Consider the following 15,714-nt stretch of genomic DNA (forward strand, 5'->3'; position numbering starts at 1 on the left):
CGCCCCCAGTTACTCGCCAATCAGAAAAGGAGTTTCACGTGAAACATCACTCTTTCCATCCTCTTGCTGGCGTCGGATTACGTTCCCCTCATCTCGATTATTTTAGCCAACACAAACCTGATCTGTCGTGGCTAGAAATCCACAGCGAGAACTACTTTCAGCCCAACTCAGTAGAGCGCAATCAACTGCAAGTATTACGCGAGCACTACCACATCAGTTGCCACGGTATTGGTTTATCGCTGGGCTCGGTGGAACGTGTGAATACGAAACATCTAGCGCAACTAAAAGCATTGATAAATACAATTGACCCGCTCTTCGTCTCTGACCATTTAAGCTGGAGTGAAAATGGTGGTCACTACTTCAATGATCTACTTCCCTTGCCTTACACGGTAGAAGCGCTGCAAGTCTTCACTCGTAACGTGCTTGAAGTGCAAGAATACCTACAACGTGAAATCTTAATTGAGAACCCATCTAGTTATGTGAAGTTTCACCATTCAACCATCAGCGAATGGGACTTTCTTACCGAAGTGCAAAAGCGCACCGACTGTCGTTTATTACTCGACTTAAATAACGTATATGTTTCCGCCTTCAATCACGGTTTTGATTGCGACACATACCTAGATGCGATTCCAGCCGACAAAGTCGACGAGATTCATTTGGCAGGTTTTACTATTAAGACATTGGATAAAGGTGAGATTTGGATTGATACTCATAGCCGTCCCGTCAGTGATGAAGTATGGCAACTGTTCGTTAGTTGGACACAAAAACACGGCCCTCGCCATACGCTGATTGAATGGGATTTGGATATTCCTGCACCAGAAATACTTCTTGGCGAAGCAGAAAAAGCATCCTCACTATTGCAGAAAAATCATTTAATTGACCAAAAGAGCAAAAGGAAAGCGTCATGAAGCTTGCGACCTCGCAGAGTCAATTTGCTAAAGCCCTACATTATCAAGCGCTCGGTGAAGAATGCGACATTGTGAGTGACAAGTTTACCGCAGATGAACGCATACAGATTTACCGCAATAACTTTATCATCAGCTTGAGTGAGGTATTGGCAGCGACCTACCCAATGGTTGAAGCCTTAGTTGGAAAAGAGTGCTTCGATCAAATTGCTCGCCAACACGTACTTTCTCACCCCTTAGCTGAAGGTAATGTCGTACATTATGGTGCTGGCTTTCAAGATACGATTATGCAGTTTAGTCAGGTCATGACCCAAGCTCCGTACGCACCTGAAGTCGCAAGATTTGAATGGCATATGGACTTAGCTAGACAAATACAGAATGAGAAAGTCGAAAAACCAAATCGAATCCCTTTATCTGCACTTGCCCAAGTGACGGAAGAACAACAACCTCAATTGGTGTTTCATTTGCGCACTGGCAGCCGCAGCTTTGACTCAAACTACGCCGTATTTGATCTCTTTCATGCGATTCAACACCAAGATTTTGAACAGCTCAATATCAATCATTTACAGCGAGGTGTCATCTCGATTCAAGCCAATGGAGAAGCTCAATGTCACGCACTCGATACCGATGTTTTTCAACTGCTGCAATGTTTAGAGCAGAAGCAGAGTTTGAGCGAAATACCCGAAGCTTTGCTCGTTCACCTTAATAGCATCATGGCACTCGATCTCGTTGACGGCTTTACATTGAAATCAATCTAAGGAGCACTCTATGACGAATACGGTTAAAAACTTAGTCAATCGGTACGACGACTTGATCAATACCTTACAAGCTGGCTTTGTCCCTTTACTACTTCTCTTTTGTCGCTTGTGGGTTGCATGGGTGTTCTTCAATTCAGGGTTAATCAAAGTTTCTTCTTGGGATAGCACGCTGTATCTATTCGAATTGGAATACCAAGTACCACTTTTGCCTTGGGAGTTAGCGGCCTACATGGGAACGGCTGCCGAGTTGATTCTGCCAGTATTTTTAGCGTTGGGATTAATTACCCGCCCGATGGCTGCGATTCTGTTTGTGTTCAATATCATCGCGGTCATCTCTTACCCGGTATTGTGGGAAAAAGGGTTCTATGACCATCAATTGTGGGGATTCATGATTTTAGTGGTCATCGTATGGGGACCGGGAGTTATCTCTATTGACCATGTTATAAAGAACAAGTTGACGCGATAAAAAAATCCCCGCAGTGGCGGGGACTTTTTATTGTTTATTTAAGTAAGCAAGAAGCTCATCAGCTGAGATGCCCTGTTGAGCAAGATCTTTTGCCAACAGCTCAACTTGTTCGCCTTTGCGCGACTCAATCACTTGCTGGAATTGGTACACGATATCACGCAAAATTGGCAGAGGTACTTGTTTAGCCGCACTACGAATACGCTCGGAGCTTTGATTACCCAGCTCATTAAGCAACTTGCCAAACATCACCTTTTCTGGTGAATCTTCCATTTGCTCTAGAATACGAGCCATTTCATACGTGGTTAACGACATTACTTTTTGAGTTCCGTTATGGTGTCAGGAAAAGTCTGAACGACAAATATACACGCCTTACTTACATTGGAAAATACTAAATTACACTGTTTTACGCTTTCGCAAAGCTTGAATGCCAGTTCTTACCTGCTTTTGTAAACAGAACCACCAACGCAGGCAATAGAACCCACATATGAATTGCGATCAGTGTTTGAGGCTCCAAAGATAAACGCTGCAACGTACCAACCAACAAACCAGAGCCACTCATTTGGAACAACCCAAGCAGTGCCGCAGCCGTACCCGCTTTGTCACCAAACGGTTCCAATGCTTTCCCTGCCGCTGCACCCAGAATGAATGCAAAACCCACTGACGACATGAAAATAGGTAGCATGAAAGAAAGCGCTGTATTCTGACCATTCATCACTAGCATGATCACACCTGCGAGGCCCAGAGTTGAGATCCCGGTGACCAAGGTGTTGTGAGTTCCAACGCGCTCCATAAACTTAGGCGCCAACATACATGCCGCAATGTTTATCACCGCATTCACACCAAACCAGAAAGTGAATTCATTCATCGACAGCCCCATCCCCGTCATCAATACCGACGGTGCTGAGGTAACGTAAGCAAGAATAACCGCCATAGCCATCAAGCATAATGACGCATGGAAAACAAAAGATGGTGTGCTAAGCACTGCCCAATAACGGCTGAGCTTAAACACGGCTTGCTTTTCCGTTGATGGGTTAGTCTCTTTCATCATGAAAAACATCAATGAACCGGACACAACGGCAAAGCCCGCCATAAAGCTGAAGTTAGCTCGCCAATCAAATTGCTGAGTTAACCAACTACCTAGAATTGGAGCTAATGCCGGAATAAAACAAATCGCGCCGTTAAGATAGCTTATCATTTTGCCGCTTTTTTCCGGGCCAAAGATATCGCGAACTGTTGCAAAGGCTGCTACCGATGTCGCACACGCACCTAAGCCTTGTAGCAGTCGGGAAACCAACATCCATTCAATATTTTGAGCACTCCACGCCAATAAAGCGCTCATCGCATAGATAGTGATACCGCCCAATGCAACAGTTCGACGTCCGAGTTTATCTGCCAAAGGGCCAGCAAACAGTTGCCCTACACCCATCGCAAATAAGAACCAAGTGATCGTGTCTTGTGCTAGCGCATTATCGACCTGAAAAGTGGAAGCAATAAGAGGTAAAGCAGGTAGATAAATATCAATCGCAAGAGGACTGAAAAGAACCAAAAGGGTCAATAACGCCATCTGTTTTTTACTATTAGAAAACTGGCTAGGCACACAACACTCCGAATTGGATAAAGAACTTTGGATAGAGCTTAATCATCTGATGATATGAATGGAAATGATGTATAATCATGAGCATTATTCCTTAGAGGAAATTCACCGTGAACGTCGAAAAACTGGCTCGTATCGATTTAAATCTATTGGTCTGTTTTAAAGTTTTGATAGAAGAGTTAAATGTCACCCGAGCCGCCCACCGACTGTGCTTGAGTCAGTCTGCCGTGAGCAAATCACTGGCTAAACTGCGCATCCAATTTGATGACCCGCTTTTCACCCGAAACTCGCATGGATTAACACCAACACCGCGCGCTTTGTTTCTTAAACCTAAACTGGATCTGTTGATAAACCAGTTAGAAGTACTGACTCAACCAGAAGAGTTCTCTCCACAAAGTAGCGAATACCGTTTTCAAATAGCAGCGGTTGAAAGTGTTTACCCTCTGATTCTACCCCATTTCTTACCGGCGATTTTTCAGCAAGCCCCTGGGGTAACGATCAGCACTCACCCTTGGTCCGATAATACTTTTAAAATGCTGCAACGTGGAGAGCTAGACTTAGGCTTAACTGGAAAAGACATCGATATTAATGATGCCAAGCTGACTCTGCTGCCACCCGATGACATATGCGAACTGGAAATTTATCGAGATCACCAGATGTGTATTATTCGCAAAAATCACCCAGCATTAAAACAGCCTTGGAACCTCGAAGCGTATCTCGCCCTGCGTCACGTACAAGTGCGTTGTGACGGCAACGACCGTTGGCTGTTAGATTATCGCCTTGCCGATATTGGAGCCGACCGCGATATTGCCGTCACCGTTCCGGACTTTAATAGTGCCGCAAGTTTATGTTCCTACACTGACTTTATTTTTACCGCCCCAAGCCATTTTGTGCAGCTCGCTGCTAAACAGCTTGATTTGGTCGTACTACCACTCCCGCTAGAATTTCCACCTATGGCTTACACTTTATTCTGGCACCGAGACAGAGAAAACGACCCTGCATTGGGTTGGCTACGTACGATGATCACACAAAAAACTGATCACCTTAGATAAAAATACCGCTCTCAATTTGCGCTTAGCGGGTAAAATGAGTAGCTTAACTGTCGTAGTCCTTTTTGGCTCATCTATGGCCTAGTTGTACTCCGACTCAACCTAAGTCATTGCAAACTTGCGTTGATCATAAACTGCATGAAGCAGAAGGAAACAGCTCCCACACCTGAGCATGAAGGAGCGGTAATTTGAAGGAATAAAACAGATGCACAACGAAACTCTCAGCCGCGTGAATGCGATTCGCGAATGGCTTATACAACATAATATTGATGCCCTACTGGTTCCGCACGAGGACGAGTATTTGGGTGAATACGTCCCAGCGCACAACGAGCGCTTACATTGGTTAACAGGCTTTACTGGTTCTGCTGGTGCTGCGGTAATCACCAAAGACAAAGCCGCTATCTTTGTTGATGGCCGCTATACCGTTCAAGTCACCAAACAAGTCCCTGGTGGCCTATTTGAATATCGTCACCTTATTGAAGAACCAGCTTTAGATTGGGTTCTAGACAACCTGCCAACAAACGCATCTGTCGCAATTGATCCTCGTATGCACAGCTCAGCTTGGCTAGACATGGCACAAGCTAAACTGGCTGGAAAGCTTGAGCTAAATATTCTGACCAACAACCCAATTGATGAGTTGTGGCATGACCGCCCAGCGCCTGTTGTCTCTGATGTTCGCCTGATGCCAACAGAAGCCGTCGGTCAATCAAGTGAGAGTAAGCGTCAAGAGATCGCCCAACTGGTAAAAAAAGCGGGTGCAGATAGCGCTGTGATCACAGCATTAGATTCTATTTGTTGGCTGCTGAATGTACGTGGTTTGGATGTATCACGCCTACCAGTTCTGCTTTCTCACGCGATTCTGCATGCCGACTCAACCGTTGAATACTTCCTCGATCCTGCTCGTCTACCTGCTGATTTTGACGCTCACGCAGGCAGCGGTGTGACCGTTCACCACCCAGAAGCACTTCAATCTCGCCTTGAAGCCATGACAAGTAAAAAGGTATTAGTTGACCCTGCAATCAGTAACGCTTGGTTTAAGCTAGTACTACAAAACTCTGGTGCGTCCGTGATTGCAGCAGCAGACCCATGTCTGATGCCAAAAGCGGCGAAGAACTCGGTTGAAATTGCCGGTATGAAGTCGTGTCATATCCGTGATGGCGTGGCAATGAGCAAGTTCCTATGTTGGTTAGATGCGGAAGTTGCTGCTGGTAACCTGCATGACGAAGCGACATTAGCAGACAAACTGGAAGCATTTCGTAGCGAAGACCCTACGCTAATGGATCTCAGCTTCGATACCATTTCAGCCGCGGGCGGCAACGCGGCCATGTGTCACTACAATCACGAGAACCAACCTGAACCTGGCAAGCTAGAGCTGAACACACTTTACCTAGTGGATTCAGGCGGTCAGTACCTCGATGGCACTACCGATATCACGCGTACTATCGCGATTGGTCAACCTTCTGCAGAAATGAAGAAGCAATTTACGTTGGCGCTGAAAGGTCATATTGGCGTTGCTCGAGCTCGTTTCCCGAAAGGCACACGTGGTTACCAAATCGATACACTAGCTCGTCAGCACCTATGGGCGGAAGGCTACGATTACGATCACGGCACTGGCCACGGTGTGGGCCACTTCCTAAGTGTGCATGAAGGCCCAGCAAGCATTTCGAAGAAGCAAATTGATGTGCCTCTATTAGAAGGTATGGTGCTATCAAACGAGCCAGGTTACTACCGTGCAGATGCGTTTGGTATCCGTATTGAGAACCTAGAGCTTGTTGTTGAAACACCGACTAACGGTGACTTCCCTGTCCTGTCATTTGAATCGCTAACACGCTGCCCAATAGACAAACGCAACATCAACGTTGATATGCTAACTCGTCCAGAACTTGCTTGGCTGAATGATTACCACCAGAAAGTATGGGATGAGATCAGCCCGCTAGTCGAAGGTGATGTTAAAGAGTGGCTTCGTCAGGCAACGCTACCAGTAGCACACAGCTAGAAGCTAGAAGCTAGAAGCTAGAAGCTAGAAAAAAGTAGAGGGTTGATGTTTTGCATCAACCCTCTTTTCTTTACTTATGTTTCACGTGAAACATAACGATGACCAGTAGCTTTATTTGCTGATTAACCAGAATACGCTGAGTGCCAATCTCGCCATACAGGGTCAAAGCCTTTGGCTCGAATCATATCTTCCACAGAACCAGCACTTCGCTCATCACTGATCTCAAACTGCTCGAGCTCAACATCATCCATCGCATAACCACCCGGCTGAGTTTTCGATGCTGCAGATATACTGGTAATGCCTAAAGCCAATGCGTTGTCTCTAAACTTCGGTGACTCACGAGTCGATAATGACAACTCCACTTCTGGATTCAACAAACGATAAGCGCAAATCAACTGAACAAGCTGCTTATCCGTCATTACTGATTTGGGTTGGAGCGCGCCCTCACAAGGACGTAAACGTGGGAAAGAAATTGAGTAACGAGTCTGCCAATACGTGCGCTCGAGATAGTCCAAGTGAGCTGCCACATAAAAACAATCTGTACGCCACTCTTCCAATCCTATCAAAGCGCCAATACCGATCTTATCAATGCCCGCCTTTGCGAGGCGGTCGGGTGTATCCAATCGGTATTCGAAATCCATCTTATTGCCACGTAAATGGTGCTCAGCATAAGTCGAAGGATGATACGTTTCTTGATAAACCATCACCGCATCCAAACCCAATATCTTTAGCTCTGCGTATTCGTCTTGATCTAGCGGCTGCACTTCCATCGCCAAATAATTAAAGCGTTGCTTAATCATCGGTACCATTTCGCGGAAGTATTTCATGCCCACTTTGGTTTCGTGTTCGCCAGTCACCAGCAATACGCTATCGAACTTCATGCGTTTAATGGCTTCAACTTCTGCAGCCACTTCGTCCCTATTCAAGGTACGACGCTTGATTCTGTTCTCCATCGAGAAGCCACAATAAGTACAAGCATTGGCGCACAAATTAGAAAGGTACAATGGAATGTAAAGCGACATGGTATTACCAAACCGCTTGCGAGTTGCTGAGTATGACAGCTGAGCCATTTGCTCTAAATATGCTTCAGCCGCTGGTGAAATTAGCGCTTTAAAGTCTTCCAAATCACGCTTGGGTTTATTCAATGCTCGCTCGACATCTTGTGCCGTTTTCGCGTAGATCGACATCGAAATGTCATCCCAATTCAGCTGCTTAAATTGTTCAACGAAGCTCATGTTTTCCTCGCTTAATAGCTAAACCAATCTAGGATTAAAGCTCATCTAGGAATGACGTCAGTGGACTCGACGCAACCGCATGAGAAACCTTACCCGCAAGTCCGGCTTCATAAGCCATACGCCCCGACTCTACCGCCAACTTAAATGCCTTCGCCATCGCAACGGGATCGCTCGAAGCTGCAATCGCGGTATTGACGAGCACGGCATCCGCGCCCATTTCCATCGCACGCGCGGCATGTGAAGGAGCACCAATACCCGCATCGACAACGACAGGAACATTAGCTTGGTCGATAATGATCTCTAGGAAATCATGAGAAACTATCCCTTTGTTAGAACCGATCGGCGCGCCTAATGGCATGACCGCAGCACAGCCTACTTCTTCCAATCGTTTACACAGTACTGGGTCAGCATGACAATAAGGAAGCACAATGAAGCCTTCACGCACCAGTTCCTCAGCGGCTACAAGTGTCTCAATTGGATCGGGCATCAAGTACTTCGGGTCTGGATGAATTTCCAGTTTTAGCCAGTTTGTACCTAACGCTTCTCGCGCCAATTGTGCTGCAAACACAGCATCTTTAGCATTCTTTGCACCTGAGGTGTTCGGCAATAAGTTCACCCCCGCTTGTACTAACGGCAGCAAAATATCGTCTTGTTGGTCGTTCACATCCACACGCTTCAACGCCATGGTCGCAAGTTGAGATCCCGACACTTGAATCGCTTCTGCCATTAATCGGCTGTTGGCAAACTTCCCTGTTCCCGTGAACAGTCTTGATTCGAATTGTTTATCACCAATTTTAAGCATCGACTTTAACCCCCTGCGATCGCTTGAAACAAAGAGATGCTATCTCCCTGTGAAAGAACTGTGCTAGCCCACTCACTGCGCGGCACAACATGGTTATTAATTGCAAAAACACAGCCCATTTCAGGCAACGCAAATTGACTAATGATTTGCTGTAGATTCGACTCACTGGCAACTTGATGTGACTGGTCATTGATGACAATAGTGATCATATCTAAGTCAGCAGCGGTCATTTGTGGTGCTTGTTGTTCTGATAACGTCATTGCTTCCAACTCTCTTAATTCTGTCCATTACTCGTAAGCTAAATCTGAGCACACACTTGGCACTGTTTGTCTTTGCTTATCGCCATGGTTTGCCATTGCAGTTTCAATCCATCAAACAGATGCAACTTGGCAGTCTCAACATGAAACTTTCCCGTCGCCAGTTTTTGAATTGCCGCTATCGCTTGGTAGTTACCAAGTGTCCCCACCACCGGACCGACGACACCGCTCTCACTGCATTTTTGCGTTTGCGGTAATTCATCGAACGGATACAAACAGCGGTAACACGCTTTACTCTGCGCTTCTTGTTCACTTGGTGTTTGGTAATCAAAAACAGCGAATTGCCCTTGCCAACCAATTGCCGCCGCCGAGATGAGCGGCGTATTTTGCTCGAAACAAACTTGGTTAATTAGCTGGCGCGTTGGCATGTTATCGGTGCAGTCCAGCACCACATCCGCTAGCATCACCTCAAGCTGCAGCTGTGCTTTGTCTAATCGCTTATTGAGAGCACGAACTTGGACCATAGAATTAAGTTCAGTAAGTTGCTTTACAGTCGCTTTTGTTTTCGCAACTTGGAGGTCTTGCTCACGATAAATGATCTGACGTTGTAGGTTACTGCTATCAACTTCATCATCATCAACCACAACCAATTTACCAACACCCGCTGATGCCAAGTACAAACTCGCTGCGCTTCCTAACCCACCACAACCGATGATTAGCACATGCGATTTACTCAAACGCTCTTGCCCACCTTCAGCAATTTCAGGCAGAGCGACTTGGCGTTGATAGCGAAGGAACTGCTTATCCGTGAGCATGCTCGCCTCTCTTGGTATGCGCCAATTCACTATTCTGATCAGTAAACGTTAGCTGTCTTTCCTTCATCAGTTGTGCAAAAAACTCGATAACGGACTGAGGTGATTCTGCCAAGGTAATAGCTCGCACAACTGCCAAACTAGAAACACCTGTTTGCCAAACTTGGTCTGCATTAGATTGGTCAATGCCACCAATCGCGACCGTCGGAAAGCCAAGTACATAGTCACTACCTGCTTTGTCTTTTGCAGGACGGAAAACCGACTCTGTGTTTCCATAAGGAATGCTATCAATCAGTTTTTGATACAGTGCCAAGCGCACCAAACCTTGTGGTTTCGATGGCATCTGTTTTGTGGTGGTTGGGAAAATATGCCCTAGCGCGATGTAGCTAGGATGAATTTGTACGATGCGCAGTAGTTCGTAATAACCATGCGTAGAAAGACCAAGACGAATGCCGGCTTTGGTTAGCAGAGCCAAATTCGACTCTTCTATGTCTTCTTGTCCTAGGTGAACGCCATAAGCGTCATGCTTGATTGCCAACTGCCAATAGTCATTGATGAACACTTGTGCTTGATATTGACGACCTAGCTCAATTGCTCGAATGATCTGTTGTTCCACATCGGCTTGTTGTGGGTTCTTGATTCGTAGTTGAATAGTGTTGATGCCTAAAGGCAGTAGACGCTCAATCCAAGCAACATCATCAACGACTGGGTAGAGCCCTAGACTTTGCTTAGTTAGAGTTGGAAAGTTAACGCTCTCTCCTTGTGCTGACCAACCAACTTGAATACCGAGTCGGTTATCTTCCAGTACAGGTGTCGGGAAATCATCAAATTGGTCAGCCCACTTAGTAGATCGTCCCTCATCAAGGTTATCATTCAATAGTGTTTCACGTGAAACATTCGCTTGTTGAGTTAGCATTCCTCGAGCAAGTGTTAACGCATCTTCGATAGGAAAGTCGAGTACTGTCAGCGTTACTGTCCAAGCAAGATGATGTTCGGGATCGAACATTGCGTTGGGTTTGGACTTAACGGAAAGCGCTCTCACTTCGTCGTTAAGTGGGTGACGCCAGATATCAAGCTGAAGCACTTTCTCATTTTCATCGGAAACTTGAGTATCAGCAATACCAATGTAAATCGCTTTCGACGGTTGCTTTGCGCACACTTCTACCGATAAAGAAGAACGGTAATAAAGCACAAATGAACTCTCATGCTCAGAGTTATGTCCATCAATAAGATCAGTCGTTATATGTGTAGTCTGTTGGTCGCGAACAAGCTGAATAGATTGAGTTGGGCTCACACCCAACTCAATGTCTTCAATGCTAAAACCCTGTTCTTTCGCCAACAACAAACATTGCTGAACTAAACCTGTTAGTTCAATCAATGATGACGGAATAAGGATTTTGCTCATTAATCACTTACCTCGGCATGTGCTGCTGGGTGGTATAACTCAGAACCTGACTCTCTAAATTCTTGCGATTTCTGACGCATCCCTTCGAGAGGATCATCCAGCATTTTGATCGAGATAGCTTGGTCCGCAGCAACTTGCTCAGTGTCTTTCGCGTACTCTCGAACCTCTTGCGAAATCTTCATCGAGCAGAACTTTGGTCCACACATCGAACAGAAGTGAGCAACTTTTCCTGACTCTTGAGGCAAGGTTTCATCATGGAAAGCGCGCGCGGTTTCTGGGTCGAGTGACAAGTTGAATTGGTCTTCCCAGCGGAACTCGAAGCGAGCTTTAGAAAGCGCGTTATCACGAACTTGTGCACCTGGGTGTCCCTTAGCCAAATCAGCGGCGTGCGCAGCAAGCTTATAAGTGATCATGCCTACTTTCACATCTTCTTTGTTTGGTAAGCCAAGATGCTCTTTAGGAGTTACGTAGCAAAGCATCGCACAGCCATACCAGCCAATCATGGCAGCGCCAATTCCTGACGTAATATGGTCGTAACCAGGAGCGACGTCTGTCGTCAGTGGACCAAGGGTGTAGAACGGAGCTTCATGGCAGTGCTCTAGCTGCTCTTCCATGTTCTCTTTGATCATGTGCATTGGAACATGGCCAGGACCTTCGATAATGACCTGTACGTCGTATTCCCACGCAACCTTAGTCAACTCACCAAGAGTACGAAGCTCCGCAAATTGCGCTTCGTCATTAGCATCGGCAACCGAACCAGGGCGCAGACCATCACCGAGAGAAAGTGCCACATCATACTTGGCACAGATTTCACAGATCTCTCGGAAGTGGGTGTATAAGAAGCTTTCTTGGTGATGCGCTAAACACCATTTCGCGATGATAGAACCACCACGAGAGACGATGCCAGTAACACGCTTTGCAGTCATTGGCACATAGCGAAGTAGTAAACCGGCATGGATAGTGAAGTAATCAACGCCCTGCTCTGCTTGCTCAATCAGAGTATCGCGCATCACTTCCCAGTTAAGGTTTTCGGCAACTCCATTCACTTTCTCAAGCGCTTGATACATAGGTACGGTACCGATCGGAACCGGGCTGTTACGCAGAATCCACTCGCGAGTTTCGTGGATGTTACGTCCAGTAGAGAGATCCATAACGGTATCCCCACCCCAGCGTGTCGCCCAAACGAGCTTCTCAACTTCTTCCTCAATCGAAGACGTCACCGATGAGTTACCGATATTGGCGTTCACTTTGACCAAAAAGTTACGTCCAATGATCATTGGTTCGGATTCTGGGTGGTTGATATTAGAAGGGATAATCGCTCGACCTTCGGCAACTTCTTTGCGAACAAACTCGGCGGTAATGTCTTTTGGAAGATTCGCTCCAAAGCTTTGACCAGGATGCTGTTGATTCAGTACATCATCACGGTACTTGGCACGACCCATGTTTTCACGCAGCGCGATGAATTCCATTTCTGGGGTAATAATGCCTTTGCGAGCATAGTGCAGCTGAGTGACGCACTGCCCATCTTTGGCACGTCGAATACGTGGTAGATTACCGTAACGAAGCTCGTCTAGTGTTTCGTCTTCTAAGCGTTCTTTGGTGTACACCGAGCTTACTTCATCGAGTAACTCTGTGTCACCGCGTTCTTCAATCCAGCTTTCTCTTAGCTTTGGTAGGCCACTATAAAGGTCAATATCGTAGTTCGGATCAGTATAAACACCTGACGTATCGTAGACTCGGACGGCTTCATTTGGCTCGAAAATAGGCGCTTCTTTTGTGCCACCAATCAGACTATCTGCTAGCGCTATTTCACGCATAGGTACACGAACATCTGGACGTGAGCCTTCTACATATACTTTTGTGGAATTTGGGTACGGCTGTACCGAGAGTGTTTCAATGAACTGTTTTGCTTCCAGTCTCGCTTGTTTGCGACTCGACATAGCATTTTTCCTTGCTTTGTTATACTAGATAAAAAGTAATTGGATAAAAATGCTTGGCGGATAGATGCGACAAGAGGAGTCAAATTAAGGCTAAATAAAGCTTAAGTAATTTGCCTATAACAACATTCGACTATTTGATAGGTCAACCAGAAAGAACTCCGGTATAAATATCTTCTCTTGTTCCCTTCGCAGATTCTAATCTGATCAGGTTCAACGGATCCCGAATTAACGGTCTCAGCCTTATGGCACTCCGACAAGTGATATCAGTATATAAAAACGGCCTGGTTAAACCAAGCCGACCTGTTTAATTTTTAACTACTTTGCTAGCTGCGCATCAATAATTGGAAACCGAACCACGCAGCAGAGATGCTCAGCACCACATTTAATAAAATATTTAACCCCATCTTAAGAAATGCACCTTGCTGCATAAGTAAAACATTATCCATAGAAAAGGTGGAAAACGTCGTCAGTGCCCCTAAAAATCCCAAACCAATCACTTGTCGCCAAGGTTCTGTTGCCAACAGTTCATTGTCGAACGCAGCAATCAACAAGCCCATTATAAATGAACCAACCACATTAACGGTTAACGTACCGTATGGAAAACCACGCCCCAATAAAATGATACACAGTTCAGATATCAAGTAACGAGAACACGCACCAAAAGCACCACCTAGCGCAATAAAACCAAGAATGGAAAACTGTCCCATAATTCCCCCCAACACTATTGATGACGATATTGTAACCAAAACTAAAGCGATATTGATGGTGAAATTTTAGAATTCGACAACGTATTGCATTTAAAACACACTGAGATTAAAAAAGTTACAGGAGTCACTTTACTTCAATATACCCCATCAAACCGGTTTTCATATGCTCAATAACATGGCAGTGATACATCCAACGTCCAGGGTTGTTAGCAACAAAGGCAGCTTTGGCACTGCCATTTTTTCCAAGTAAAACCGTATCGGTATGGAACGGTTCGTCAAGTTTCTTGCCATCTAACTCAAGAACAGTAAATGTATGCCCATGAAGATGAATAGGATGATGATATTGAGTAACGTTCTTCAAATTGAAGATATAGGTTTTTCCAAGTTCCAATTTTGAAAGTGGTTCTGGGATATTATCTTTACTCATTCCCTCCCAAGCTCGTTTGTTCATCAGCCAGAATTTAGGTATCGCTTTGCCCGATTTATCGGCAGGAGTGATCGCCCCCTCCCATTCAAACACATAATCGATTTGCTCCGCATTTTCCAAATCAAGATCAGGCACAGGGTTGAGAGGCAATAAAGACAGTTTCTTGTTGCTTGGCAGGTCAGACTCAACAACTTCAAACTCACACAAAGAGAATGGGAAGCGCCCTTTCATTTGACGCACATAAACACGCTCTCCAGCCTTCGGAGCAATCAATCCGATATCCAATCTCATTCCCGGACCAATTTTGTGTTGAGTGAGCCTATAAGGCGTTTTAACTGGATTGCCATCGATGGCAATAACCCAAGCCTCTGTGCCTTCAATCGCGATCGGATAGGTAATGGTGTTATCGACATTAGCAATTCTTAATCGCGTAGTCGCGTTCTGCTTCAGCGTATAAACAGGCTCATGAATACCATTGACGCCACTCCACTCTCCTGGCGTTCCCATACGTGCACTCAAGCGCGGCACCATTAGATTCTTCCACTGTCCTTGCTTGTCTAAATGCCAATGCTTGAGGACGACTTCATGCTCTTCATCAAACTGAACAGGCTCAGCCTCTTCAACAATTATTAGCCCAACCAACCCCATACCAAGCTGCTTAACGCTGTTCATGTGTGGGTGATACCAAAACGTACCTGCATCTGGCGGAATAAACTCATACGTAAAAGTCTCTCCGGGCATGATAGGAGCCTGGCTTAAAAACGGAACTCCATCCATTTCAATAGGAATCCTCAAGCCATGCCAATGAATCGTCGTCGGCTCTGATAGCTTATTGATGAAGTTGATTGTTACCTTTTCCCCTTGTCGGCAACGAATTATCGGTGCAGGTATACGCCCATTAAAAGCTAATACCTCAGTATTGAAACCGGGCACTAGTTCAGCCGTAGAAGGCTCTGCAGTTAGATCGTAAATGTAATGCCCGTTTTTATCTTGCTGCCGCGATAAAGTACAAGCTGGTAGAACAGCTAGAGTAGAAATAGCCAAAGAAGATTGAATAAAGCGACGACGAGAGATATCCATGAATAGTTACTCATTAATCCAGATGAGTCGAGTGTAACTAAATATAAATAATGATTCTCATTTATTGCTAACATTTCGGAGCTCTTGGTTATAACGACTAGTCTAATAGGTTGGTGAGTTAATAAATACTTACAAAGAGCAGCAGGCAGCAGAAAGGCATATAGGTGGGATGAGAGGACACATGCATAGTGTCAAGCAGATACAAAAAAGGCTCTGACCTAAGTCAGAGCCTTGATATATGGCAGGGGTGGAGAGATTCGAACTCCCAACACGCGGATTTG

Annotated in this window: 15 protein-coding genes and 1 riboswitch; of the genes, 5 read left to right on the forward strand and 10 right to left on the reverse strand. The window is 45.6% G+C overall.

Annotated elements, in window-relative coordinates; all coding sequences use genetic code 11:
- Window positions 1–38: 38 nt before the first annotated feature.
- The 3 genes from bufB to ACWPOD_RS22550 are packed head-to-tail and all read left to right on the forward strand — an operon-like array spanning window position 39 to window position 2,129.
- A complete protein-coding gene (gene bufB / locus ACWPOD_RS22540) occupies window positions 39–908 on the forward strand; it encodes an MNIO family bufferin maturase (RefSeq protein ID WP_456232249.1) in 870 nt (289 codons plus the stop codon).
- Complete coding sequence (locus ACWPOD_RS22545) at window positions 905–1,663, forward strand: HvfC/BufC N-terminal domain-containing protein (RefSeq protein WP_456232250.1); 759 nt, start codon at window positions 905–907, stop codon at window positions 1,661–1,663. The genes bufB and ACWPOD_RS22545 overlap by 4 nt, the downstream gene beginning before the upstream one ends.
- Window positions 1,664–1,673: 10 nt before the next feature.
- Window positions 1,674–2,129 (forward strand): DoxX family protein, encoded by a 456-nt coding sequence (locus tag ACWPOD_RS22550; RefSeq protein WP_012841278.1) that lies wholly within the window; start codon window positions 1,674–1,676, stop codon window positions 2,127–2,129.
- A 27-nt stretch (window positions 2,130–2,156) separates the two neighbouring features.
- On the opposite strand, the gene tsrA is transcribed toward ACWPOD_RS22550, so the two are convergent.
- Both tsrA and ACWPOD_RS22560 read right to left on the reverse strand, forming a co-directional pair.
- Window positions 2,157–2,441: an H-NS-like global regulator TsrA gene (gene tsrA / locus ACWPOD_RS22555; RefSeq protein WP_005397034.1), complete on the reverse strand. Its 285-nt coding sequence runs from the start codon at window positions 2,439–2,441 to the stop codon at window positions 2,157–2,159.
- Window positions 2,442–2,532: 91 nt separating this feature from the next.
- Window positions 2,533–3,693 carry a multidrug effflux MFS transporter gene (locus ACWPOD_RS22560; protein ID WP_031780601.1) on the reverse strand — a complete coding sequence of 387 codons (1,161 nt, stop codon included), beginning with the start codon at window positions 3,691–3,693 and terminating at the stop codon, window positions 2,533–2,535.
- Window positions 3,694–3,833: 140 nt separating this feature from the next.
- Here ACWPOD_RS22560 and ACWPOD_RS22565 point away from each other — a divergent pair, with 140 nt between their 5' ends.
- Both ACWPOD_RS22565 and ACWPOD_RS22570 read left to right on the forward strand, forming a co-directional pair.
- Entirely contained in the window at window positions 3,834–4,775 is a 942-nt protein-coding gene (locus ACWPOD_RS22565) for a LysR family transcriptional regulator (protein WP_006743068.1), read from the forward strand.
- Window positions 4,776–4,977: 202 nt separating this feature from the next.
- Complete coding sequence (locus tag ACWPOD_RS22570; protein ID WP_456232251.1) at window positions 4,978–6,768, forward strand: aminopeptidase P family protein; 1,791 nt, start codon at window positions 4,978–4,980, stop codon at window positions 6,766–6,768.
- A gap of 122 nt (window positions 6,769–6,890) precedes the next feature.
- Here the strand turns inward: ACWPOD_RS22570 and thiH are convergent, their stop codons facing one another.
- The 8 genes from thiH to ACWPOD_RS22610 all read right to left on the reverse strand — a co-directional run bounded on the left by thiH (window position 6,891) and on the right by ACWPOD_RS22610 (window position 15,433).
- Window positions 6,891–8,003: a 2-iminoacetate synthase ThiH gene (thiH, locus tag ACWPOD_RS22575; RefSeq protein WP_301660068.1), complete on the reverse strand. Its 1,113-nt coding sequence runs from the start codon at window positions 8,001–8,003 to the stop codon at window positions 6,891–6,893.
- 34 nt (window positions 8,004–8,037) lie between these two features.
- Window positions 8,038–8,805, reverse strand: a complete 768-nt coding sequence (locus ACWPOD_RS22580; protein WP_114324123.1) for a thiazole synthase — start codon at window positions 8,803–8,805, stop codon at window positions 8,038–8,040.
- Between the two features lie 5 nt (window positions 8,806–8,810).
- A complete protein-coding gene (gene thiS / locus ACWPOD_RS22585; protein ID WP_114324122.1) occupies window positions 8,811–9,065 on the reverse strand; it encodes a sulfur carrier protein ThiS in 255 nt (84 codons plus the stop codon).
- Window positions 9,066–9,103: 38 nt separating this feature from the next.
- On the reverse strand, window positions 9,104–9,877 hold the full coding sequence (locus ACWPOD_RS22590; protein WP_301660067.1) for a HesA/MoeB/ThiF family protein: 774 nt from the start codon (window positions 9,875–9,877) through the stop codon (window positions 9,104–9,106).
- Window positions 9,864–11,279 (reverse strand): thiamine phosphate synthase, encoded by a 1,416-nt coding sequence (locus ACWPOD_RS22595; protein ID WP_456232252.1) that lies wholly within the window; start codon window positions 11,277–11,279, stop codon window positions 9,864–9,866. Before ACWPOD_RS22595 ends, ACWPOD_RS22590 begins: the two co-directional genes overlap by 14 nt.
- A complete protein-coding gene (gene thiC / locus ACWPOD_RS22600; protein WP_456232253.1) occupies window positions 11,279–13,219 on the reverse strand; it encodes a phosphomethylpyrimidine synthase ThiC in 1,941 nt (646 codons plus the stop codon). Before thiC ends, ACWPOD_RS22595 begins: the two co-directional genes overlap by 1 nt.
- 164 nt (window positions 13,220–13,383) lie before the next feature.
- Window positions 13,384–13,482: riboswitch (TPP riboswitch) on the reverse strand.
- 60 nt (window positions 13,483–13,542) lie between these two features.
- Window positions 13,543–13,926, reverse strand: coding sequence for a fluoride efflux transporter CrcB (gene crcB, locus ACWPOD_RS22605; protein WP_182035053.1), 384 nt, complete (start codon window positions 13,924–13,926; stop codon window positions 13,543–13,545).
- A 124-nt stretch (window positions 13,927–14,050) separates the two neighbouring features.
- Window positions 14,051–15,433, reverse strand: coding sequence for a multicopper oxidase family protein (locus tag ACWPOD_RS22610; protein ID WP_456232254.1), 1,383 nt, complete (start codon window positions 15,431–15,433; stop codon window positions 14,051–14,053).
- Window positions 15,434–15,714: the final 281 nt, after the last annotated feature.

The sequence above is a fragment of the Vibrio sp. JZG120 genome (genome assembly GCF_053890955.1).